The 23950-nt window shown below is 50.6% G+C and carries 20 protein-coding genes; 13 read left to right on the forward strand and 7 right to left on the reverse strand.

Going from position 1 to position 23950, the window contains the following annotated elements; translation table 11 throughout:
- Nucleotides 1-128: 128 nt before the first annotated feature.
- From GJJ30_RS30875 to GJJ30_RS30885, 3 genes are all read right to left on the reverse strand, one after another.
- The gene (locus GJJ30_RS30875) at nt 129-2696 is read right to left on the reverse strand and encodes a TonB-dependent receptor (RefSeq protein WP_154179103.1); all 2568 of its coding nucleotides are present in this window, start codon (nt 2694-2696) and stop codon (nt 129-131) included.
- A 349-nt stretch (nt 2697-3045) separates the two neighbouring features.
- Nucleotides 3046-3672: a hypothetical protein gene (locus GJJ30_RS30880; protein WP_154179104.1), complete on the reverse strand. Its 627-nt coding sequence runs from the start codon at nt 3670-3672 to the stop codon at nt 3046-3048.
- 11 nt (nt 3673-3683) lie between these two features.
- Nucleotides 3684-4172, reverse strand: coding sequence for an RNA polymerase sigma factor (locus tag GJJ30_RS30885; protein ID WP_154179105.1), 489 nt, complete (start codon nt 4170-4172; stop codon nt 3684-3686).
- A 125-nt stretch (nt 4173-4297) separates the two neighbouring features.
- On the opposite strand from GJJ30_RS30885, the gene GJJ30_RS30890 reads away from it, so the two are divergent.
- Nucleotides 4298-4798: a DUF4385 domain-containing protein gene (locus GJJ30_RS30890; RefSeq protein WP_154179106.1), complete on the forward strand. Its 501-nt coding sequence runs from the start codon at nt 4298-4300 to the stop codon at nt 4796-4798.
- A gap of 85 nt (nt 4799-4883) precedes the next feature.
- On the opposite strand, the gene GJJ30_RS30895 is transcribed toward GJJ30_RS30890, so the two are convergent.
- The 3 genes from GJJ30_RS30895 to GJJ30_RS30905 form a co-directional block, all read right to left on the reverse strand.
- Complete coding sequence (locus GJJ30_RS30895) at nt 4884-7151, reverse strand: NADP-dependent malic enzyme (protein WP_154179107.1); 2268 nt, start codon at nt 7149-7151, stop codon at nt 4884-4886.
- Between the two features lie 227 nt (nt 7152-7378).
- Nucleotides 7379-7621: a hypothetical protein gene (locus tag GJJ30_RS30900; RefSeq protein ID WP_154179108.1), complete on the reverse strand. Its 243-nt coding sequence runs from the start codon at nt 7619-7621 to the stop codon at nt 7379-7381.
- Nucleotides 7622-7829: 208 nt separating this feature from the next.
- Nucleotides 7830-9062: an MFS transporter gene (locus GJJ30_RS30905; protein ID WP_229313572.1), complete on the reverse strand. Its 1233-nt coding sequence runs from the start codon at nt 9060-9062 to the stop codon at nt 7830-7832.
- 269 nt (nt 9063-9331) lie between these two features.
- On the opposite strand from GJJ30_RS30905, the gene GJJ30_RS30910 reads away from it, so the two are divergent.
- The 5 genes from GJJ30_RS30910 (at nt 9332) to GJJ30_RS30930 (ending at nt 13679) form a co-directional block, all read left to right on the forward strand.
- Nucleotides 9332-10468 (forward strand): Gfo/Idh/MocA family protein, encoded by a 1137-nt coding sequence (locus GJJ30_RS30910; protein ID WP_154179153.1) that lies wholly within the window; start codon nt 9332-9334, stop codon nt 10466-10468.
- Between the two features lie 153 nt (nt 10469-10621).
- Nucleotides 10622-11770, forward strand: coding sequence for a Gfo/Idh/MocA family protein (locus tag GJJ30_RS30915; protein ID WP_154179109.1), 1149 nt, complete (start codon nt 10622-10624; stop codon nt 11768-11770).
- 220 nt (nt 11771-11990) lie between these two features.
- Nucleotides 11991-12188: a four helix bundle protein gene (locus GJJ30_RS32485; protein ID WP_438821613.1), complete on the forward strand. Its 198-nt coding sequence runs from the start codon at nt 11991-11993 to the stop codon at nt 12186-12188.
- 47 nt (nt 12189-12235) lie between these two features.
- A complete protein-coding gene (locus GJJ30_RS30925) occupies nt 12236-13288 on the forward strand; it encodes a sugar phosphate isomerase/epimerase family protein (RefSeq protein ID WP_154179110.1) in 1053 nt (350 codons plus the stop codon).
- A 187-nt stretch (nt 13289-13475) separates the two neighbouring features.
- Nucleotides 13476-13679 carry a hypothetical protein gene (locus tag GJJ30_RS30930; RefSeq protein WP_154179111.1) on the forward strand — a complete coding sequence of 68 codons (204 nt, stop codon included), beginning with the start codon at nt 13476-13478 and terminating at the stop codon, nt 13677-13679.
- A 129-nt stretch (nt 13680-13808) separates the two neighbouring features.
- On the opposite strand, the gene GJJ30_RS30935 is transcribed toward GJJ30_RS30930, so the two are convergent.
- Nucleotides 13809-14417, reverse strand: a complete 609-nt coding sequence (locus tag GJJ30_RS30935) for a Uma2 family endonuclease (RefSeq protein ID WP_154179112.1) — start codon at nt 14415-14417, stop codon at nt 13809-13811.
- 89 nt (nt 14418-14506) lie between these two features.
- Between GJJ30_RS30935 and modA the strand changes: the two genes are divergently transcribed.
- From modA to GJJ30_RS30970, 7 genes are all read left to right on the forward strand, one after another.
- Nucleotides 14507-15244 carry a molybdate ABC transporter substrate-binding protein gene (modA, locus tag GJJ30_RS30940; protein WP_154179113.1) on the forward strand — a complete coding sequence of 246 codons (738 nt, stop codon included), beginning with the start codon at nt 14507-14509 and terminating at the stop codon, nt 15242-15244.
- Nucleotides 15241-15912 carry a molybdate ABC transporter permease subunit gene (gene modB, locus GJJ30_RS30945; RefSeq protein ID WP_154179114.1) on the forward strand — a complete coding sequence of 224 codons (672 nt, stop codon included), beginning with the start codon at nt 15241-15243 and terminating at the stop codon, nt 15910-15912. The genes modA and modB overlap by 4 nt, the downstream gene beginning before the upstream one ends.
- Nucleotides 15912-16766 carry a sulfate/molybdate ABC transporter ATP-binding protein gene (locus GJJ30_RS30950; protein ID WP_154179115.1) on the forward strand — a complete coding sequence of 285 codons (855 nt, stop codon included), beginning with the start codon at nt 15912-15914 and terminating at the stop codon, nt 16764-16766. Before modB ends, GJJ30_RS30950 begins: the two co-directional genes overlap by 1 nt.
- A gap of 546 nt (nt 16767-17312) precedes the next feature.
- Complete coding sequence (locus tag GJJ30_RS30955; protein ID WP_154179116.1) at nt 17313-18149, forward strand: MBL fold metallo-hydrolase; 837 nt, start codon at nt 17313-17315, stop codon at nt 18147-18149.
- 35 nt (nt 18150-18184) lie between these two features.
- Nucleotides 18185-18952 carry a patatin-like phospholipase family protein gene (locus GJJ30_RS30960; protein WP_154179117.1) on the forward strand — a complete coding sequence of 256 codons (768 nt, stop codon included), beginning with the start codon at nt 18185-18187 and terminating at the stop codon, nt 18950-18952.
- Nucleotides 18953-19368: 416 nt separating this feature from the next.
- Nucleotides 19369-22362 (forward strand): SusC/RagA family TonB-linked outer membrane protein, encoded by a 2994-nt coding sequence (locus tag GJJ30_RS30965; RefSeq protein WP_154179118.1) that lies wholly within the window; start codon nt 19369-19371, stop codon nt 22360-22362.
- Nucleotides 22363-22432: 70 nt separating this feature from the next.
- A complete protein-coding gene (locus GJJ30_RS30970) occupies nt 22433-23806 on the forward strand; it encodes a RagB/SusD family nutrient uptake outer membrane protein (RefSeq protein WP_154179119.1) in 1374 nt (457 codons plus the stop codon).
- The last annotated feature ends 144 nt before the right edge of the window (nt 23807-23950 follow it).

Consider the following 23950-nt stretch of genomic DNA (forward strand, 5'->3'; position numbering starts at 1 on the left):
ACCGCACTCCATTTTTACGAATCCTCCATGTTTTGGAACGGTAATAGCTCCGAGTTTCAGGTATAAAACAAAAAGAGCGAACCGGCCGGTTCGCTCTTTTTGGGACTGGATAGATGTGGAATCTGTTTTTACCGCTGGCGGTTATTTCCACCCTGTTGACCTCCGCCGTCGCCACCGTCTTTCACGTCGTCGTTATTAACCGATTTTTTCCGGCGTTGGGGTTGGTCGAAGCTCATTTTACCGATCCGGTAGCTGAACGTCAACCGCACACCCCGGTTGTAAAAGTAGTTGATGCTGCTCTGCTGGAAAGTGGGGGAGGTCAGTTCGGTTTGCATTTTAAACCGGTTGGCCAGGAAGTTTTCACCCGCCAGTCCGAGGCTGCCTCGGGTCTGTCCTTTATCGTCTTTGAAGTCCTTCTTGATACCCAGCGAATAAAAGGCAAAACCGGTCTGATAGCCCTGCAGTTGCACATTCCGGCCCTGCATGAACCCAAAACCCTGAATACCCCAACCCTTTTTCATGGATAGGTTGGTGAATAACCGCCCGGTCATTACCCAGCCCGAATTGCTTGCATTCAGAGTCGGCGACGGGCTGTTGTTGGTGATGTAGGAATGGTAGGCATCAAAACCGCCACCCACCTGCCATTTTGAGGTTACGCTGACGTTTCCGAAAACGTTGGCGCCGTAGTTTTCTTTGTGACCGATATTCTGGTACGTCGTCGTGATCACGCCTTCCTGACTCGTCGTTCGCACGCTTTCAATCGAGTTGTCCGTGCGACGGGCAAAAAGCGAAACGTTCAGGTATGTTTTCTTGATGCTGGCGCTGGTGCTCAGTTCCACGTTATCCGTTAGTTCGGGTGCCAGATACGGGTTTCCGAAGGTGATGTTCTGCGGGTTAGCTGCGTTCACGTTCGGATTCAGGAACTGGATACCGGGCCGCTGCAAACGCCGGTTATACGCCAGTTTCACGATTTTGCCACCTTTCAGCGATTTCGAAATGTTGATGCTCGGAACCAGGTTTCCGTAGTTCGGAATATCGATGGTTTGGCCCGGCGTTTCCGATCGGAAATTGGCATCGATCATTGTGTATTCGTACCGCGCACCGGCTTTGATCGTATACTTGGTTTTTGTGGTGTACGTATACGACACGTACGAAGCGGCAACGTTCTGGTTGTAGTCCAGACCGTTGTTCGGGCGCAGCGGGTTCTGGCCGTATTCGCCAGTCGGGCCGGTCGAGATGAAGTATTTATAGTCACTGTCTACCTGCCGGAAAATTCCTTTTCCCCCAAATTCGATCTGTTGATTGGTTTTAATCGGCGTCTGGTAGTCGATCTGAATGGTCGATTCCTGGTTGTAGCTCAGGTTGTCGTTGCGGTCGCGGCCCGTGATGATGGCGGTGTTGCCAAACAATTCGGCTTCGTAATCATTCGTCCGGTTGTTGCGGCTGAACTGCGTCAGAATGCTGAGTTCCTGCTGCGGTTTTTTAAACGTCCGGGTGTAATCGACATTCAGGTCGACCGTTCCTGACAGGTTTTTCATATCGACATCCCGGCGCGAGGTTTGCCCCGGAATCAATCCGCCCGGGAACAGGAGCGTTGTCAGATTCTGCGACGTTTTTCCGTTCTGTGCGCCATACCGCAACGTTGCCGTAAGACTCTGGTTTTTAGCAATATCGTAATCGAAGCCCAGTTGGTAGTTTCCGAAAATAAATTGATTCTTCGAATCGCTCGCCTGGCGGGTTTCGGTCGTGACGCCGTCCACAAAACTGCGCTGGATATTTTCCGACTTGCCAATCAGGTTGTAATTCGCCCGACCAAAACCGCCCAGCGAAAAGCCCATTTTTCCGGCGCGGTAGTTTCCGTTTAACCCAAGATTGGAACCCCGGTTCCCGACACCCGCATCGACATTCAGCGTTAGACCCTGCAGCGTATTTTTCTTGGTAATGATGTTGATAATGCCGGCCGAACCTTCCGCATCGTATTTGGCCGACGGCGAGGTAATGACCTCCACCGATTTGATCATGTCGGCCGGAATCTGCTTCAGGGCGTCAGCCACGCTGGCGGCCACAATCGTCGACGGTTTGTTGTTGATCAAAACCCGGACGTTGCTGCTGCCCCGCAGCGACACATTGCCGTCGAGATCGACTGACAGCATCGGCACTTTCCGCATCACTTCGGCGGCATCACCGCCTTTATTCGTCACATCCTTATCGGCATTGTAAACGAGACGGTCCACTTTTTCTTCAATCACCGCAGCCTGACCGACCACGTTGACTTCCTTCAGCGTCCGCACATCCGGGGCCAGCAAGACATTGCCGACGTTAATGTCCGTGCCGCGTTCGATTTTCAGCTTACCGGTTTCTTTGTTTTTGTAACCCATGAAAGACGCCTGCAAGCGGTATTCGCCCGGCAGCAGCTTGGTCAATGAAAACTTGCCTTTTTCGTCGCTGGTAGTGCCGTCGACGGGCTTGCCGGTTTGCATGCTGAGCAGGGCAATGGTAGCAAATTCAACGGGTTTGTTGGTCGTGGAGTCAACCAGAACGCCGGAGATTTTTCCGTTCCCGCGCGGAGCTTCGGGATTGACGGTTCCGGGAATAACGGTTGCCGGACGGGCACCCCCCTGGGGCGGACCCGCAGGAGGTTGAGCAAACGAAAGTGTGGAACAAAGAATAGTAATAAAAAGTATTAACTTTTTCATAATTTTAATATAATATTGAGTAGGATGCTGAATCTGACCAATTAAATAGAACTATACAAAGATACCGTTAACTTCAGTCAATAAGACAACCCGGTTGACTACAGTTCTTTTAAATCGGTGGAACGGCAAAATCAGAGCCGCAGGTGGTATAGGAAATGGATGAACGGATTGCAATCGATTAATTAAAAAGTACACCCAAATGTACGGCAGTAGGATTGCTTCAGCACCTGAAATTCGACGAGTGGCGGTTTTTAGGGGATGAACACGAGGTATTTTGGGGCAGGGCAAAATCGCGTTCTGAGCGGTTTGTTTGAGCGGTTTTTAAGCCGGATGAGTGGGAAAGAAACCGCTAGGCAGTCGTGTCCAATTGCTCCAGTTCCTGGATGTGTTCCCGCAGATCATTCCCGATTCGGTCTTCAAAAAGATTGAAAATCCAGCGGGCAGCCGCATAAAGTATCACGATCATTACCGCCTGAAAGCTCAGAAAAAAACTGATTTTGGTCAAACTGTACGCTTCCAGTTTCCGGGTCACCATCGAAACCGCAAACAGAAAACCGGATAACATGCAGAGAAGCCAGACGCGCGATAAAGTAGCCTCCGCCTTTTCGTGCCACCGGAGAACTGTCGTCAGGCTGTCCCGGAGATTCCGGCGGCTCAGGTTGACCCGGCGCAAATTGCGGGAAGTTGTCACAACAACCGTCAGGGCAATAACCGCCAGCAAAATATACAACCCGGACGGCAGGTAAAAATACCAGTCGGGGTAATCGAACGCATTGCCGATGATGGCCGCCGAAAAGAAAACGATCACGGAACTCATGATAAAACCCGCCAGCCGCAGCTTTCGCTCCAGTTTTGCCAGTGTGCCATTCGATCGGTCTTTGATCATCAGGAAAATCAGTTGTTCGCTCAGTTTCTGACTGTTGCTCAATTTCTCATCATAAGCCTTCCAGGTTGATTTTAATTCTTCCAGATTCATGTTGTTGGTAGTTAATGGGTTGTAGCTTTAATTAGCTTCTCTAATTTCAGTTTGATGCGGTTTAGCTTGACACCCACGTTGGACTTGGAGATGCCTAGAATAGTTGCCATTTCGTCGTAACTTCGGTCGTCCAGGTAGAGGGTAATAACGGCTTTTTCAACGGGCGAAAGCTGACCGATGGCCGTGTAGAGCTGCGTTCTTTCTTCTTCGAAATGGTCGTCTTTTAAATCCGGAATTTGCAACTCACTGGTTGAGAATGCGATCGGTTGCGGTTTTTGCGTCCTTTTCCGAAAATTGGAAATGGCGGTATTGAGCGCAATCCGGTACATCCAGGTCGTTATTGCCGATTCGTTTTTAAAAGCCGGGAACGCTTTCCAGAGTTGCAGAACAATCTCCTGAAAAAGATCTTTCCGGTCTTCCGGTTCCTGGCAATACAGCGAACAGACTTTGTAGAGAATGCCGGGGTGACGATTGAGTAAAATGACAAATTCCTTTTCCATTTCGGAGTGTTGAACTTTCACGATGTTAGTCGCGGGAAAGCGGCATTTATTACAAATCCGGCGAAAAAAGAGAATAAAAACCAAAACCGGAAGCCGTGGTTTACTAAGAATCAACCTGGTAACCAATGAAAAACGAGCGGGAAAAGTTTGATTACAGTCTTAATTACAAAGCCTTGGATTTGCGGAAACAGCCTGAATTGTATCGCGTTGGAAAAGGCGAGCAGGGCGTTTTGTTGGTCGAACCGTATAAATCGGAAATTCTGCCGCACTGGCGGTTTAAGACTCCCGACATTGCCCGCGAATCGTCGGAGAAGATTTACGAACTATTTCTGGATTACAAAAAGAACGCTGATTTTGTCGGGATGGACATGGCGCGGAAATTCCTGCAAATGGGCGTGACGCGCTCCCGGCGGTATGCCAATCACCGAACCGGTCAGAAATACGATGGCCCGGTTCCCGACGATAAAAAAGGCCGCAGCGGAAGCCACGGCCGAGATACTTTACCCCTCGACACCGATCCGGTTAAAGCCGAAAGTGCCGCCATTTTCCGCGAAAAATACCTCCTTGCCCGTGAAGACGCAGATTACAAACGGATGCAGAAGGAATGGCAGGAGAAGTTTGGTTAACTTAATGATGAATTAGGAATGATGAACGATGAATTGATGCGTCAGCCCGTTCATCGTTCGTCATTCCTAATTCATCATTCATTTTTTACTTTCCCTGCGCTTCAACCACCGCGATGGCGACCATGTTAACGATTTCGCGTTCGGAGCTACCGAGTTGCAGGACGTGCACCGGTTTTCGCAGACCCAGCAGAATGGGCCCAATCGCGTCGAAACCAGCGGATTCCGTCATGAGGTTGTAGGCAATGTTCGAGGCTGCCAGATTCGGGAAAATAAGGGTGTTGGCGCCTTCCTCCACCAGTTTGCTGAACGGGTGATTGAGCTTCAGCAGGTCGGTATTGAAAGCCAGGTGGGCCTGAATTTCCCCATCCACGATCATTTCCGGGTGTTTGCGCTGCAAAATTTCGACGGCCTGGTTCATCTTTTGCGCATCGTCGCCTTTCGCACTGCCGAAGTTGGAATACGAAACCAGCGCAATTCGGGGCTTGATGTTAAACCGTTCGACGGCTTTGGCCGTCAGTTCCGTGATTTCGACAATTTCGTCGACTGTCGGGTTAAAATTGACGGTCGTATCGGAGAAGAACAAGGGGCCGCGTTTGGTCAGCAGAATGTACATCCCGGCCACTTTTTTCACCCCGGCTTCTTTGCCCATTACTTGCAGGGCCGGCCGAATTGTGTCGGGATAATTGCGCGTCAGACCTGAAATAACGGCGTCGGCTTCGCCCGCTTCCACCATCATCACTCCGAAATAATTCCGGAAATACATTTGCTTCTTCGCTTCTGTCGCGGTGACGCCCTTGCGTTTGCGCTTTTCGTAATACAGTTCGCTGAATTTCTGAATCAGTTCTTCCTGTTCCGGAGCGCGGGGGTCGAGAATCGGAATATTGGCCAGATCCAGGTTATTTTCGGTAATCAGCGCCCGAATGCGATCCACCTGACCCAGCAGGATTGGGAATGCAATTCCTTCATCCCGAACCTGTTGAGCGGCTTTTAAAACTTTCAGGTTTTCGGCATCCGCAAAAACGACGCGCTTTGGATTGGATTTGGCCTTGTTCAGAATGACCCGCGAAATCTGATTGTCCTGGCCCAGTCGTCGGGCCAATTGCTGCTCGTAGGCGTCCCAGTCTTCGATCGGATGTTTGGCAACGCCCGAATCCATAGCTGCCTGGGCCACGGCCGGGGCCACGGTCGTCAGCAGACGCGGATCGACCGGTTTTGGAATGATGTATTTCCGGCCAAACATCAAATTGGATTCGCCATAAGCCAGATTGACCAGATCGGGTACGGATTTCTTCGCCAGATCGGCCAGCGCGTGTACGGCGGCCAGTTTCATGGCTTCGTTGATTTCGGTGGCCCGAACGTCCAGCGCTCCCCGGAAAATGAACGGAAAGCCGAGTACGTTGTTGACCTGATTGGGATAATCGGAACGCCCTGTTGCCATGATAATATCCGGTCGGGCCTCAATGGCGTCGGGATACGCGATTTCGGGCGTGGGATTGGCCATCGCAAAAACGATCGCGTCTTTCGCCATCGAGCGCACCATGTCCTGCGTTACCACATTTCCTTTTGATAAACCGATAAAGACATCTGCGCCGACCATCGCTTCCTCCAGCGTATGTAAATCGCGGGAGGTAATGAACTGGCTTTTGCGCTCATCGAGGTCGTTTCGATCGGGGCGGATAACGCCTTTGCTGTCGCACATGACGAAATTTTCGACTTTCGCACCCAGTGCAATGTACAGTTTCGAGCACGAAATGGCCGACGCGCCCGCGCCGTTGACCACAATTTTGACGTCCTCAATATTTTTACCGATGATCTCCAGCGCGTTCAGCAAGGCGGCCGCCGAGATGATGGCGGTTCCGTGCTGGTCGTCGTGCATGACGGGAATATTGAGCTCTTTTTTGAGTCGTTCTTCAATCTCGAAACATTCCGGCGCTTTGATGTCTTCCAGATTGACGCCACCGAAGGTCGGTTCCAGAATTTTAACGGTGCGGACAAATTCGTCAACGTTTTTCGTATTGAGTTCAATGTCAAAGACATCGATGTCGGCGTAAATCTTAAAAAGCAACCCTTTGCCTTCCATGACCGGTTTTCCGGCTTCGGGGCCAATGTCGCCCAGGCCCAAAACCGCACTTCCATTGCTGATAACCGCCACCAGGTTTCCTTTAGCGGTATATTTGTAAACGTCCTCGCTATTTTCGGCAATGGCCAGACAGGGCTCGGCCACACCCGGAGAATAGGCCAGGGTCAGGTCACGTTGCGTGCTATATTCTTTGGTCGGTATAACTTCGATTTTACCCGGACGTCCCTTGGCATGATATTCAAGGGCATCTTCCCGGCGGATTTTCTTCTCCATAAAGCAATGTGTCAGGGGTGTACTGTGGAATAAAGATGGTGGAACATTCGATGCGGTTTCGGATTCCAGCCGCATTTTTATTTTTTTTTAGCGGATGAACCGGGTCGCTAAGGTAAGGAAAAAAGTAGCTTTCAAAGCCTTTTAAAATAAGATGACCCGCCAATAATAGCGGGTCACCAGGTATTCAGAGAAGGTAGTAGATTTAGATCAAATTAAGAACAGAGTTTTTAGAGTTGGACTTTACCTACGGACGCTTTTGGCAGGGTGGTTTTAGCGATAGTCTGCTCATTTAGTATTCCACGTTCCTCCATCAGCATTTTAACCGGGTTGATTTTGGGTAACATCTGATCGTATTGAAATCTCCAGAAAGACATTGCAACGATCAGGAGTGAAAGAACCGACAACTGGATAATCTGCCAGCGCGACAACTTTAATGTCGGCCATTCACGGGTTCGGGTTAAGTGATTCATCGACGATACGGTACGGTTTAAAAGATACTTATTGTACTATTACTAGAATCTTCATTTTAGGTCAGCTTGAATAATCCAAAAATAAACAAATTGTTAAATAATTACAAAATTTCTGTAAAAATTAATAAAAAAAGATCCGATTCATTGAATCGGATCTTTTTTTAAGCTAACTGGTTCTATTTGAGATAGTTCAGGAATGAACCATTGATCAACGCGCAGCCGCTTTCCGGTTCCGAATATAAATATAAAGGAACGTAAAAGCAACGATCAGAATAATGGGAAAGGAAGTCATCCGGAGCAGGGTTGCCTGTCCGGCTGCCAGTTCCAGTTCGTCGCCGGATAAGCCCAGCGCGGATTTCTCAACGCGCTCGGCATCGATCCAGCCACCAATGATCGGCTGGAAAATAGCGGTTGAGAACATGCCGACACCACCGACAATCGACATACCGAGGGCTCCGCTCAGGGGAATGCGTTCGGCCACAAAACCGATCATGGTTGGCCAGAAATAACAAACTCCGATGGCGAAGAAAACCGCAGCGATGTAAGCGGAAGTGCCGGTTTGGGTGCTGAAAAGATAGATACCGATGGTGGCAAAAACCGCCGAGCCCAGCAGAACGCCCGTTTGGTCGAGCCGGTGAATGATCGGTCCGGCGAAAAACCGCCCAATGGCCATCAGACCCGTTACCAGCGCCAGAATCAGCATCGGGCTGGCACCGCTCTTGCTCATGATCAGACCAACCCACTGCTGCGGACCGAACTCAGAGATAGCAGTAAACGCCATGCAGCAGAAGATGAAAATATACAGGAATGTGCCCATCGCCTTGAAGTTTTTGGCCAGCGAGGTAGCGCCTTCAACCTGCGGTTTTGGAAAAGCCTGTCCGAAATACAGGAACACGTAAATCAGGGTTGGGATCATGATGATCCAGATTTGTGACTGCCAGCCGTAGCCACTATCCGTCATGAATTTCGAGATCAAGCTACCCAAAACGATACCGCCGGGGAACCACATGTGAAACCGGCTCAGCATTTTGTTCATTTTTTCGCCCACGTACATGTCGGCAATCATCGGGTTACAGGCCGCTTCGGTACAACCATTCCCGAAACCGATGAAGAAGGTAGAGATCAATAAACCGGTGTAGCCACCTGAATAAATGGTCAGCAGAATACCGAGCGTGTGCGCCACAAAGGCTACCATCATGATGATCCGCGGACCAACCGAGTGGTAAACCAATCCGCCGATAATCATCGAAATGGGAAATCCGAAGAAGAACATCGAATTGATAAAACCTAACTGCGTGGCAGTTAATCCAAATTCCGTACCCAGCTGGGGCAAAATACCCGCCCGGATACTAAAGGAAAAGGCCGTGGTAATGAGCGCAAAGCAACTAGCATTAAAAAGGCGGCTTTGGTTGACAGGCGAGGTCGCCATAGCGGTCTGCATAAAAAGGAAGTAGGGGTTTAGTTGAAAAATTTTCGGTCAATACTAAGTTTTATTGATTGGAAATATACAAAATTTCCGAAAAATAAGCGAAACTGCTAATTTCCCGGCCAAAATCTTCGGATTTTAAATTCTCAGATTTTTGATCGTGGATTAGTAGGAACTGGTTTTCAAAACCTTCATCTTTCCGGAACCCGAAAGATTCAGTCAGAAATCAACAATTCTAACCAAACCTTCAGTTTTATACAATTATGGCGCACAGAAAAATGCGGATGGGCATGATTGGCGGAAGCCTTGAAGCCTTCATTGGGGCCGTCCACCGCCGGGCTGCCGTTTTCGACGGGGAAATCGAACTGGTCTGCGGGGCGTTTAGCTCCAATCCGGAAAAATCAAAAGCCACCGGATACGCCCTCTACCTGCCCGACGAACGGGTGTATGGCAGCTTTGAGGAAATGATTTTGAAAGAAAAAGAATTGCCGGAGGGCGAACGGATGGATTTTGTGTCGATCGTGACGCCGAACCACATGCACTTTCCACCGGCCAAGCTGGCGCTGGAAAACGGATTTCATGTGGTTTGCGATAAACCGATGACGCTGAATTTGGAGGAAGCCCGGGAGCTGGCCCGCATCGTCCAGGAAACCGGCAACCTGTTCTGCCTGACGCACAATTATACGGGTTATCCGATGGTGAAAGAAGCCCGCGAGATCGTGCGGAGCGGCAAATTGGGCAAATTGCGGAAAGTGGTGGTGGAATACCCGCAGGGCTGGCTTTCCAAGCTCGAAGAAGCGACTTCCTACAAACAGGCCATCTGGCGGACCGACCCGGCGCAGTCGGGCGCAGCGGGCTGTATGGGCGATATTGGAACCCATGCCGAAAACCTGGCAGAATACATTACTGGTTTGAAAATCACCGAATTATGTGCTGATCTGACCATTTTTGTGCCGGGCCGCAAACTCGACGACGACGGCAATGTATTGCTGCGGTTTGAAGACGGCGTTAAAGGCGTGCTGCACGCCAGCCAGATTGCCAACGGTGAAGAAAACGCGCTGAATATCCGGATTTACGGTGAACTGGGCGGTTTGGAATGGCACCAGATGGAGCCGAATACGCTGATTTATAAGACGCAGGAAGGCCAGCGGATTTTCCGGCCATCCGTGGGAGATTTGTCGGCGGCTGCCAAAGCGCACATTCGGGTGCCGTCGGGTCACCCCGAAGGCTTCTTCGAAGCGTTCGCCAATCTGTATCGCAACTTTGCCATCACGCTGCGCAGCAAAATGGAAGGCAAGGAACCCGATCCGATCTACGCCGACTTCCCTTCGGCCGAAGACGGCATCCGCGGGCTGGCGTTCATCGAAACCGTCATCCAGTCGAATCAGTCTTCGGAAAAGTGGACGAAATTTATTGAATGAAATAAGTTGTATCGCGAAGATTAGCAGAGAAAAAAGGAGTTAAGCGGAGAATTATTTTCTCTGGGTAAAACTCCGCTTAACTCTTAAAACTCCGCTATACTTCGCGAAACAACCCTTTTTTAACCTTTAAATACATTACTTCAAATCTCACAAATGGAAAAAATCAAAGTTGGTGTAGTTGGTACGGGCTTTATTGGTCCGGCCCACATTGAAGCCCTGCGTCGGCTTCCGAACGTCGAGGTCGTTGCGCTTTGCGAAGTGACCGCCGAACTGGCCCGGCAAAAAGCCGATGCGCTCGGCATTGCCCGTTCCTACACCTTTGACGAATTGCTCAAACAGGACGACATTCAGAGTGTACACATCTGTACGCCCAACTTCCTGCACTACTCGCAATCGAAAGCGGCTTTGGCAGCCGGTAAGCATGTAATTTGCGAAAAACCGCTCGCCAAAGACCTGAAAGAAGCTGAAGAGCTGGTTGAACTGGCCGCTAAATCGGGGCTGGTGAATGCCGTTCACTTTAACCTGCGGTATTATCCCCTGGCCCGTCAGATGCGGGTAATGCGGCAAAAAGGCGATTTGGGCGAAGTTTATTCGGTGATAGGGTCGTATTTGCAGGACTGGCTTTTCTACAATACCGATTACAACTGGCGACTCGAACCCGATAAATCGGGCGACTCCCGGGCCATTGCCGACATCGGTTCGCACCTGATGGACATTCTGGAATACATTACCGGTTTGAAAACCGTTGCCGTGCTTGCCGATTTCAATACCATTCATAAAACCCGCAAAAAACCGCTAAAAGCCGTTGAAACGTATTCGGGCAAGATGTTGCAACCGGAAGATTACGCCGATGTGCCCATCAATACTGAAGACCACGCCAACGTATTATTGCGCTTCGACAACGGAAATAAAGGAGTGATTACGGTTTCGCAGGTGTCGGCGGGTCGGAAAAACCAGATGAAACTGGAGATTGCCGGTTCGAAGAAGACGTTTGCCTGGAACTCCGAAGCGCCGAACGAAATGTGGATCGGAAACCGTGACGGTTACAACGAAAACCTGATGCGCGACCCCTCGTTGCTGTACTCCGAAGCGCGGTCGGTCGTCTCCTTCCCCGGCGGTCACAACGAAGGGTTCCCCGACACCTCGAAGCAGCTTTTCAAAGAGGTGTACGACGCCATTGCGGCCGGAAAACAGCCCGAAAACCCCACATTCCCCACTTTCGCCGACGGCTACCGCGAGTTGCTGATCTGCGAACGAATCCTGGAATCAAACCGCAAACAGGCATGGGTGAACATTGAGTGATTGAGCGAATGAATGATTGAGTGAAAAACCGCCACGCCAGTATATAGAGTCGATCCGAATTGATAAAGGTGAATTTGCTGACGGTGTGGAAAAACGCCTTAAAGGATTCATGTTACGGTGTGTTAAGGTTTTTCGCTCATTGCCTAATTCGTTCGAAGCATAACATTTTGGGAAACAACTTCTTTGAAGTTCATCGTCATCTGCCGCAAATTACCGGGCGGTGCGACGAGCCCGAAGCCAAAATGAGTTTTTCGCTAAAATCAGCATCGTTATCGAAGAATTAGACGAATCGCTCTTTTGGCTAGAAACATTAATTGATACCGAAATAGTAACAGAAACCCGGTTAAGTGATTTACTAAGTGAAGGAATCCAACTAGTGAAGATGCTTTCCAAATCACGGAACAGTATCAAAAAATAGCCGATTGCTTTCGCTCAATCACTCAATCACTAACTCACTCAATAAAAATGAAGACTATCAAAGGACCTGCGGTCTTTCTGGCGCAGTTTTTAGGGGATTCGGCACCCTTCAATTCGTTAGATTCGATTGCGAAATACATGGCCGATCTGGGCTATAAAGGGATTCAGTTGCCAACCTGGGATCCCCGGGTGATTGACCTGAAAAAAGCCGCTGAAAGTGTTACGTATTGCGATGAACTGAAAGGCAAACTGAAGGATATTGGCGTGGAAATCACCGAACTTTCGACGCACCTTCAGGGGCAACTCGTGGCTGTTCATCCGGCGTATGCCTCCATGTTCGACGGTTTTGGGCCGGGCGAACTGGCGGGAAAACCGAAAGCGCAGCAGGAGTGGGCCGTGCAGCAATTGAAATGGGCCGCCAAAGCGAGCCAGAATCTCGGTCTGACGTCGCACGTGACGTTCTCGGGGGCGTTGTTATGGCCGTTTGTTTATCCCTGGCCTCAACGCCCGCAAGGGTTGGTAACCACGGCTTTCCAGGAACTGGCAAACCGCTGGAAACCCATCCTGGACGCGTTCGATGAGTCGGGTGTGAACGTTGGTTATGAGCTGCACCCCGGCGAAGACCTGCACGATGGGATTACGTTCGAAACCTTTCTGGACTACGTCGGCGGGCACCCACGCGCGGGGATCAACTACGACCCGAGCCACTTTGTGTTGCAACAGCTTGATTACCTGCAATTCATCGATTTCTACCACGACCGGATTTATGCCTTCCACGTGAAAGACGCCGAGTTCAACCCGACGGGCAAGCAGGGTGTTTACAGCGGGTATCAGGGCTGGGTTGAGCGGGCCGGGCGGTTCCGTTCGCTGGGCGACGGTCAGGTCGATTTCGGCGGCATATTTAGCAAATTGTCGCAGTACGACTACGACGGCTGGGCGGTTCTGGAATGGGAATGTGCCATCAAACACCCCGAGCAGGGTGCGGCCGAAGGCGCACCGTTTATCGAAAGCCACATCATTCGCGTAACGGAACACGCTTTCGACGATTTCGCCGGAACCGGTGCTGATGAAGCATTCAACAAGAAATTGCTGGGCTTATAATTCAGTGGGGGAGAGTTGTCCTAAGGTTCTATTGGTCAGGACCTGGGGACAATTCTCCCTCAAATTTTAAAACCACCCCCGGATTTTGACAGTTTAAAGCAGCAAACTTCCATTCGTAAAAAACCGGATGGTTCGATTAGTTATCCTGTTAAATTCAGGACGGTTTTACCCTTTAAACTCGCAAAAAATGGCAGGTCAAGGATCGGGCGGCAACGTGTTGGCAGCCCTCTGTAGTTTCTTCATTCCGGGTTTGGGACAGCTTTTGCAAGGCCGACTGCTGATGGCGATCATTCAGTTCGTGCTGGCGGGCGTTCTCTGGTTTTTTCTGCTCGGCTGGCTGATTCATTTATGGTCCATCATCGATGCGGCCCGGTTTAATCCGGGTAATTGATATCGCCCATGTTTGATGTGATCAGGGGCCATATTACGCAGCTAATTTGTCTCGGAGGAAAAACGAAAAAAAGCCTGATGGCGATTGAACGCCGGTTTTCTGGCTCAGAGGCTAAAAAGAATTCATCAACTAAAATTCAATCCCCTCTTCCCGCAACAACTCCGCCAGATTCAATACACAAGTATCCAAAACCGGTATATTGATGTCCCAGTTATGCGTTGTCCAGTCGGCAGCGCGGCTGGCGATGAAAATCTTTTGCGGTTGGGTAGTAATCCAGATCACCCGTTCGACGCCAAAGTCGAGGAGCCGCTCGGTTTTTTCGTAAATGTAACTTTGGTCGCGGGACGGGAAGTTTTCCAGATCAATCCGGACGTCAATTTCAATGGCAACTTTCGGAGGTCTGTCGAAATATTTGTTATTCAGGATTAAACCTTTTTTTGCAAAGATGGCAATGTCATTGGATAAATTATTCCCTTTATCCACATGCACGCCAGACTCATTCGTAACGAGTAAATATAGTTTTCGATTGATATTGTTAAACAGAAAACCGTGTATAAGCGATACGAGTGCTGCTTGCAACGAACTACTTCCCATAACCTCTTCGGGTGTTTTCTTTCCGGACAAAACTTCTTTATAGTCCCTGTAATACAGGGGCTTCCCGTTGAGTGTCTCGTAAATCAGCGAAGTAGGAATCTTTCTCCGACGCCTGGGTTCTTCGGTAACAATCGGAATGGTCATAGCTGGCTCATCAAGATGAAATCAATACTACCAATTTTAACCCGAAATTTCAAGAACTCGCTATATTTGGAAAACCATAACGATACCGTATGCGTCAGTGCCTGACTTTGCTGCTTATTGCACTTACCTTATCCGCGTCGGGCCAGAAAATCCGGGTGGCAGTGGCCGCCAATGCGCAGTTTGTGATGGAGAAACTACAGGCGGGTTTTGAAAAGAAAACCGGTCGGGAGGTTGAAACCATCGTTAGCTCGTCGGGGAAATTAACCACCCAGATTCAGAATGGAGCGCCGTTCGACGTTTTTCTGTCAGCCGACATGAGCTATCCCGAAGCGGTTTTTCAGGCCGGATTGTCCGAAACCAAACCGAAAATTTACGCCTACGGTTTGCTGGTGCTCTGGACGCGATCCGGGCTCGACCCCAGCCGGGGATTGTCCGTGTTGAACGATAAAGCTGTCGTAAAAATCGCCGTCGCAAATCCCAAAACCGCCCCATACGGAACCGTAGCCGTCGATGTGTTAACCAAACAGAAACTCCTGACCGGTCTGCAACCCAAAATCGTTTACGGCGAAAGCATTGCCCAGGTCAATCAGTACCTGATTTCGGGCGCAGTCGACGCCGGTTTTACGGCCAAATCGGTGGTACTGGAGCCGATGCTGAAAGACAAAGGGCGCTGGGCTGACGTGAAAGGTGCGGAGCCGATCGCCCAGGGGGTGGTGTTACTCAAAAACGCCAAAGAAGGCTCCCGGGCGTTTTACGATTACCTGTTTACGCCGGAAGCGCGGGCCATTTTCCGGCAATACGGCTACCAACTGCCTTCCCGCCAATGATTGATTTCGACTGGCAACCGTTGCTGCTCACGTTTCGGCTGGCTACCACCACCACTATCCTGTTGCTCCTGGTCGGTATTCCGCTGGCCGGTTGGCTGGCATTTACCCGGTTTCGGTTCAAACCGGTGGTCGAAGCGGTCATCAGCCTGCCGTTGGTTCTGCCGCCCTCGGTGCTGGGTTTTTACTTCCTGCTGGCGTTTAGCCCGACCGGTTTCTGGGGCGCAAAACTGCTTACCTGGTTCGATATACGCTTATTGTTTACGTTTGAAGGGCTGGTGGTTGCTTCCATTTTTTACAGCCTGCCGTTCATGGTGCATCCCGTTCAGGCTGGGTTGGAAAACCTCCCCAATTCATTGCGTGAAGTGGCCTATACCTTGGGAAAGTCGCCCCGGGAAACGTTTTTCCGGGTATTGCTGCCCAACATAAAACCCTCGCTGTTAACCGGCGTCGTGCTCTCTTTCGCCCATACGATCGGCGAATTTGGACTGGTGCTGATGATTGGCGGCAACCTGCCCGGCGAAACCCGCGTGGCGTCGGTGGCCATCTACGACGAGGTCGAGCTGCTGCACTACGATACTGCCAATGCCTACGCCCTGTTGCTGTTGGCGGTCTCCTTTGGTATTTTGCTGGCGGTTTATGCCATTAATAAACGGTGGGTGATTTTCTGATGCCAACCATTCATTTACAAGCCCGGATGAACCTGGCGTTCGCCAGCGGCAGCGATTTACTGGACGTCGATTTTACCTTGAAAACCGGTAGCCTGACCGGTTTATACGGCCCGTCCGGTTCGGGAAAAACCACTCTTTTGCGGATTCTGGCGGGTTTGACCACACCGGAAAGTGGCCGAATTCGGGTCGACGACCGGTTTTGGCTCGATACCGAACGGCGTATTGATTTGCCCGCTCAGCAACGAAACGTTGGGATGGTTTTTCAGGATGCGGCTTTGTTTCCCAATATGACCGTTCGGCAAAATGTGGAATTTGCGGCCGAAAACCGCCGGGCTTTCCTCGTGGATGAACTGTTGGAACTGATGGGTTTACAGAATCTGGCGGACCGAAAACCGGCCACGCTTTCGGGAGGGCAGCGGCAGCGGGTAGCGCTGATTCGGGCACTGGCGCGACGGCCAAAGGTATTGTTGCTGGACGAACCCTTCTCGGCTTTAGACCGCGAAACCCGCGACCAGCTTTTGATGGAACTGGTTCGATTGCACCAGCGATTTGAAACCACAACGGTTTTGGTGAGCCACCAATTGGAAGAAATACACCGGGTAGCCGATCACTGGATCGAATTAAAAATGGGGAAAATTCACTTCGCCGGGGACCATCCGGACCGTAGCAGTTTCAAAAGTCAGCGGGTTGCCGGAATCGTAACGGAATTGAAAGAAGAAACCGGGCAGGTTCAAATTTCCCTGACTGATCAAACCGTATTGCTGGAAATGTCGTCGCAAACCTCCGGATGGAAGATCGGCGAAAGGGTGACTTTTTTAATCGACCCGAACAACCTGGACCGCCCGGCGAATTGACCAAAAAAGAAAAATCCCCGGAATCTTCGTCCGGGGATCTTTGCTACCATTTTCTCTGTCCTACCTACCTTACCCCGTTAAGAGTAAGGCTCAAAAAAGATCTTTATATTGAATTCGCGCCATGGGTTGATCCGCCTGAACAATACTCGTGGCAATCAGATTGATCAATTTGCAACGAAATAATAAATGGCCGAATAAATTCAAATGATATCAAATCTTGTGCACGTTGACACGGATTTGAACGAGTAAAATTTTTGATGAAATGTCGGGTATGTGTACACCAAAAAAACAGGCGTGAATGTCTAGCTCGAGTAGAGCAGTTCAGCAGGGAAATCTTTAAGGTTCATACACGTTAAGTATTAAATCAACGCCTAAAGGTAATGATTATGTCTGGTAAATGCAAGTCAAATCAATTTTTAAAATAAATAAAAATAGTTTTTTCTTCAAGTAAAGTATGTTCATTTTTTATTTTTCGGGGAAAAATAGCCAATTAAATTGTAAATGAGAGTCTGTTTATTCATTTTCGGAAATCCTAGCTGAATCCTTATGAAATTACAAATTATTGATACCGGTTTTTTCAAATTAGATGGCGGGGCGATGTTCGGCGTTGTACCGAAGACGCTCTGGAGCAAACACAATCCGGCCGACGACCGCAACCTTTGTACGTGGGCCATGCGCTGCCTGCTGGTCGAAAACGGGAACCGGTTGTTGTTGGTGGATACCGGCATGGGTGATAAACAGGATGCCCGGTTTTTCAGTTTTTATGAACCACACGGTGAGGCTTCCCTTTTGACGTCGATCCACCAGGCGGGGTATTCGGAGAAGGATATTACGGATGTTTTATTGACTCACCTGCACTTCGATCATGTTGGTGGGGCTGTATATCGGGCGTCTGATCGCTTATTGCCAACGTTCAGTGCAGCAACCTATTGGAGTCATAGCGAACACTGGCAGTGGGCCACCCATCCGAACCCGCGTGAGAAGGCGTCTTTTTTGAAGGAGAATATGGAGCCATTGCAGGAAAGCGGCCAACTGCAGTTTCTGGATAAAAATAGTTTCGCATTTCCCAACGTTGATCTAAGGCAGGTCGACGGGCATACCGAAAAAATGACGTTGCCCATTTTTAAGTTTGGGGATCGGACCATTGCGTACGTTGCCGATTTGATTCCGTCGTCGGCCCACATTGCGTTGCCGTGGATCATGAGCTACGATGTGCGCCCGCTGTTGACGCTGGAAGAAAAAACGCGCTTGCTGCAACAGGCCGCCGATGGGAACTGGATTCTGGTTTTCGAACACGATCCGCTTTTTGAAGCTGCCACCGTTGAAGCGACCGAAAAAGGCATCCGAATCCGGGACAAAGGATCGCTCTCCAGCTTATTATAAGAAATAGTTGTCTGGTAATTAATTGATGTAATGCAATGAAAATTGGCCTGGTGCTTTCGGGGGGCGGGGCGCGGGGGATCGCGCACCTGGGCGTTTTGAAGGGATTGCTCGAGCAGGGCTTTGCATTCGATCAGATTGCGGGTACGAGTGCCGGAGCAATTGTCGGCGCGTTATTCGCTAATGGATATACGCCTGATGAAATATTGAAAATCATCGAGACGACACCGTTTTACCGGCACATCCGGCCCGCGTTTACCCGGATGGGTTTGCTGCGACTTGATAAAGCCGAAGACTTATACCGGACTTATCTGCCGCACGATCGTTTTGAAGCCCTACAAATCCCTATGCACGTAGTGGCGACGGATTTGAACGAAGGCGTTCTGACGGTTTTTGAAACCGGTGAACTCGTCCGGCCCATCCTGGCGTCCTGTTGTTTGCCCGGAATCTTTGAACCGTATCTGATCAATAAACGACAATACGTTGATGGGGCGGTTTTGAATAATATGCCGGTGGAAGTTGTTGAGCCGAAAGTTGATTTTATCGTGGGCGTTCACTGCAATCCGTTCACGACGCAAAAACCGATTACCTCCGTCAAAGGCGTCCTGGAACGCAGCCTGATTCTGGCCGTCCGCAGCAAAACCAAGGAACGCCTGGCCAAATGCAATCTGCTCATCGAGCCGCCCGAACTCAGCCGCTTCGATGTGTTCGACTGGCGACGGGCCCGCGATCTCTTCCGCATTGGTTACCAGCACACCCAATCCATCAAATCCGAGCTAAGCAAAACGCTGGATTCTGTCTTGTAACTGACCTGTAATAAACCGAGGCAAATCAATTGTTTGGGAACCGCTACTGCAAAACGCCGAACCTTTCCGTCTGTTTGTAAACCGGTTGGGCAGAAATGAATACATTTTGTAACCCAATGAGGTAGCAAATACGGAACGTTGCCTGCCAGAGTGATCTCATCGCTTTTTCTTGGACTAAAATATAGAAGAACTGGGTATGTCTTTGTTTATCAGCTATTTATAGCTTTATTTTTATTTTTTGTTTAATTGCAGAGCCGATAAATTATCGTTTATTGGTATGCAGGCATACAAATTTTTTTGATTGTAAGGCACTTCTTATCCCCCGGATTGCATTAAATTGCCATTAAGTAAATTCCCATTGAGTGCGGGATTACGTAATAGTTTATCAATTTCATTAACAAACCAAACCTATTTGTATGAGAAGATCATTACTGCTTAGCTGTCTGCTAACCCTATTGGTGTGGGCGACGGCTAGTGCGCAAGACCGGCAGGTGACGGGAAAGGTCACGTCTGCCGATGACGGATCATCGTTGCCGGGTGTATCCATTCAAGTGAAAGGGTCCTCGCGCGGCACCCAGACTGACGCCAATGGCGCCTACACGATCAGTGTTCCCAGCTCGGGCGGTACGCTGATTTTTAGCTTCATCGGTACTACTACGCAGGAAGTTGAAATTGGCAATCGCAGCACGATTGATGTCAGACTGGTCAACGATGCCCGCGCCTTGAATGAGGTGGTCGTGGTTGGGTACGGTACGCAGCAACGTCGGGACCTGACCGGTTCTCAGGTAACGGTCAGAGGTGACGACATTGCCCGGCTACCGGTGCAAACGTTCGAAACCGCCCTGCAGGGCCGTACGCCGGGCGTTCAGATTACGCAGGGAAGCGGTCGGCTGGGGTCGGCGCTGCAGATCCGGGTTCGCGGGGCGGCTTCCATTTCGGCCGGAAACGAACCTCTGTACGTGCTGGATGGCATTCCGATTACTTCACAGGACGTCAATACCACGGACAACGAACTTTTCAGCCCGCTGGCCGACATTGATCCGAATGATATTGAGTCCATTGAAATTCTGAAAGATGCTTCGGCATCGGCTATTTATGGCTCACGGGCCAGCAATGGCGTCGTGCTGGTGACAACCAAACGGGGAAAAGTGGGCCGGACCAACGTAACCGTCGGTTATTATACCGGGGTGAGTAAACCAACCCGACTGCGCAAATTCCTGAATGCCGCCCAGTACAAGGAACTCTTCTCGGAAGCCGCCACCAATGCCGGTTATGTTCCGGCCGAGGAATTTGAAGGCGCCGGGCTGGACCTTAATTCCACCTCCGACGTAAACTGGTCCGACCAGGCTTTTCAAACCGGGTCGGTCAATCAGGCAAATTTCGGGATCAGCGGAGGAAACGAAAAGACCCGCTTCAACCTTTCAGGGGCGCTCAACAAGCAGATCGGGATTGTGATCGCGAATGAATTCAAGCGGAACAACATCCGGTTAAACCTGGATCATAACATCAGCAAGAAGTTTACCGTCGGAACCAGTCTGGCCCTGACCCGGACGATTAACCGCAAAACACCGGGCGACAACGCTTTCTCGAACCCGGTGCAGCTGAACGCACTGCCGCCGATCCAGCCGATCTACGATCCGGCCAATCCGACCCAGTTTAACCGGCAGACGCTGTATTACAACAACCTGATCGAAGTCACCAATGCCTATAATTATGCAAATACGTACCGGATTTTTGGCAACCTGTTTGGATCGTATCAGGTCATTCCCGGACTGACGTTCCGCACCGAATACGGTTTTGACTTTTTGAACCTGCAGGAAGAACTTTATCAAGGCCGCCTGACGGAAGATGGTTCGCCCACGGGCTACGGCTACCAGGCGCAGTCGCGGGCGCTGAACTGGACGACCAACAATACCCTGTCGTATTTGCGGACTTTCGGTAATCACAACATTGACTTACTGGGAGGTATAACCTACCAGGAACAGAATTTGCAGTCCGTAACAACCTCGGGCCGGGGTTTTCCAAACGATCAGTTTAAGAAACTGGCCAGTGCGGCCCGCATTCTGAGTGGCAGTTCGACTGCCACGGGGTACAGCATTCTTTCGTACGTTGCCCGGGCCAACTACAAATACCGGGATCGGTACCTGCTCGGACTGTCGGGCCGGATCGATGGCTCATCGCGGTTTGGGGCTAATAACCGGTACGGTTTTTTTCCATCGGTGTCGGCAGGCTGGGTGCTGAATGAAGAGCCTTTCATTAAAAATCTGGTTCCCGTTCTTAGTCTGTTGAAACTGCGGGCCAGCTACGGCGTAACCGGCAACTCAGAAATTGGCAACTTCGACTCGCGGGGTTTGTATTCCGCCATTCCGTACGCGGATCAGGCCGGTATTCAGCCTACCCAGATCGCCAATCCGGATTTGCGCTGGGAAAAATCGTCGCAGTTTGATCTGGGTCTGGAATTTGGCTTCCGCAATAACCGGGTGAACGGCCAGATCGATTTATATGACAAAACGACCAACGACTTGCTGCTGAACGTACCGCAACCTGCCATTAACGGTTTTACGACCATCGCCCGCAACATCGGTAGTTTGCGAAACCGGGGAATCGAATTCAGCGTGACCTCCCAGAATCTGGTTGGCGCTTTCCGCTGGTCGACTAATTTCAACATTTCCTTCAACCGCAATAAAGTACTCCGGCTCGATGTATCGCCCATCCGCCCCAATTCGCGCTTCCTGAGCTACGTGACGGAAGGGCAGCCACTGGGTATTTTCTACGGTAAAAAGTATTTGGGTGCTGACCCCGCCAATGGCGACGCCCTGTATGAAGGCCCGGATGGAAAACCGACCAACGATTACGCTTCGGCGCCGGACCTGTACGTCGGCAACCCGAACCCGGATTTTACGGGTGGTTTGACCAATAATTTCTCCTACAAAGGCTTCGACCTGAACGTGTTGCTGCAATTCGTTTCGGGAAATGATATCTACAACGTTGCCGGATTATTCCAGTCAGTCAATGGCGATTATTTTGATAACCAAACCGTTGACCAGCTGAGACGCTGGCAAAAACCGGGTGATCAGACTGACATTCCGCAGGCGCGTCTGTACGAAGGAAACGGAACGTCGGTTTCGTCGCGCTGGGTGCAGGATGGGTCGTTTCTCCGGGTTAAAACCGTTTCGCTGGGCTATAATGTGCCGAGTCGGTTGATGCGCCGGGTTTTTGCGCAGTCGGCCCGGATTTACGTGTCAGCCCTGAACCTGTTTACGTTTACCAAGTATACCGGGTACGATCCCGAGGTGAGCACGCAGTACGCAAATTCGTCGACCCAAACGGCCAACGTCGCCTTGGGACACGATTTCTATACGCCACCGCAGGCCCGGACGATCACGGTTGGTATCAATCTCGGATTCTAAATTTTAGCCGGATTGTCAGCTCATCTCCGCAAACCTGCGTGGAGGAAGACAATCAAAAAAGACTTTCAGGATGAAAAAAATAATCGCAATCTTAAGCGTTTCGCTGGTTTTGGGCCTGTCGGCCTGCGACAACCGGCTGAATCTGCAACCCGCCCAGTCGATTGATGCCGCAACGGCTTTATCGACGGAACAGGATGTCGAAAGTGCCATTATCGGGGCTTACGGTCAATTGGGCAACGGGGCCTTGTACGGAACCAACCTGAACCTGCTGTCTGAATTGCAGGGAGCCGAAGGGTACCTGACCTGGCGCGGCACGTTTGCCAGTTACCGCGAAGTGTATCAGAAAACGACGCAGGCCATCAATACCGATGTAACCCGCACCTGGGTGAATGCTTACGCGGCCATTAATACCGTCAATAATGTGCTGGAAGCGCTGGGCAAGGTGCAGGATGCTGATAAAAAAGCCCAACTGGAAGGAGAAGCGCGGTTTGTACGGGGCATTCTGTATTTTGAACTGGCACGGTATTATGCCCTGCCCTGGGGTGCAACCGCCGACAACAGTCAGCCGGGCGTGCCGATCGTGTTGCGGGCCACCATCACCGCGGATCAGGCTGCCCAAACCGCAGCCCGGAATACAGTCGCTCAGGTTTACGCCCAAGCAATCGACGATCTGACCAAAGCATCGACCTTGTTGCCCACCGATAACAGAACGCGGGCGGATAAGTATTCGGCTCTGGCGTTTCTGGCGCGGGTTTACCTGCAGCAAAGCGATTATACCAAAGCGCTGAATGCCGCCAATCAGGTCATTGAGTCGGGGCAATTCCGGCTGAATCCGTCGGTTACTTCTGCCTTCCGCAACCGGAATACGTCAGAAAGTATTTTCGAAATTCAGCAAAACGATCAGAACAACGCCGGAACGTCGAACGACGGTCTGACCACCCTGTATGCCAGCTTGCCGGTAAATGGCGTCAATATTGGTCGGGGTGACATCCAGGTAAACACGGCTTTTGTTACTTCGTATGATTCGACGGATGCGCGCCGGACGGAGCTTTTTTACATCGGATACAAAGGTGTAAACCGCTACTATACGGGAAAATACACCGACTTTGGTGCCAACATTCCGGTGATTCGGCTGGCGGAAATGATGCTGGTCCGTGCCGAATGCAACCTCCGGCTGAATTCAACGGTGGGCGCCACGCCAGCCGCCGATCTGAACGCCATCCGGCAGCGCGCAGGGATCGCGCCGATTGCGGCACCGACGATCCAGAACGTCCTAACCGAGCGGGTTAAAGAACTGGCATTCGAGGGGTTACGCATCCACGACATCAAACGGACCAAAGGCAAAACCGGTGATTATAACTGGAATGATCCGAAGCTGGTGTTCCCGATTCCAAAACGCGAAGTTGACGCCAACAACCTGCTGGTTCAGAATCCGGGCTATTGACAGGTAGTAAAAGCTAATACTAAAAACGCCGTTCCCTCAGGGTTCGGCGTTTTTATTTGGCCTAACTACAACGTTTCAGTCAAAAACCGCGTCATGGTCTATGTTACAGAATTTTTTATTCGGTATACATTGATTAATAGATCT

It is taken from the genome of Larkinella terrae, assembly GCF_009668025.1.
Taxonomy (GTDB): Bacteria; Bacteroidota; Bacteroidia; order Cytophagales; family Spirosomataceae; genus Larkinella; species Larkinella terrae.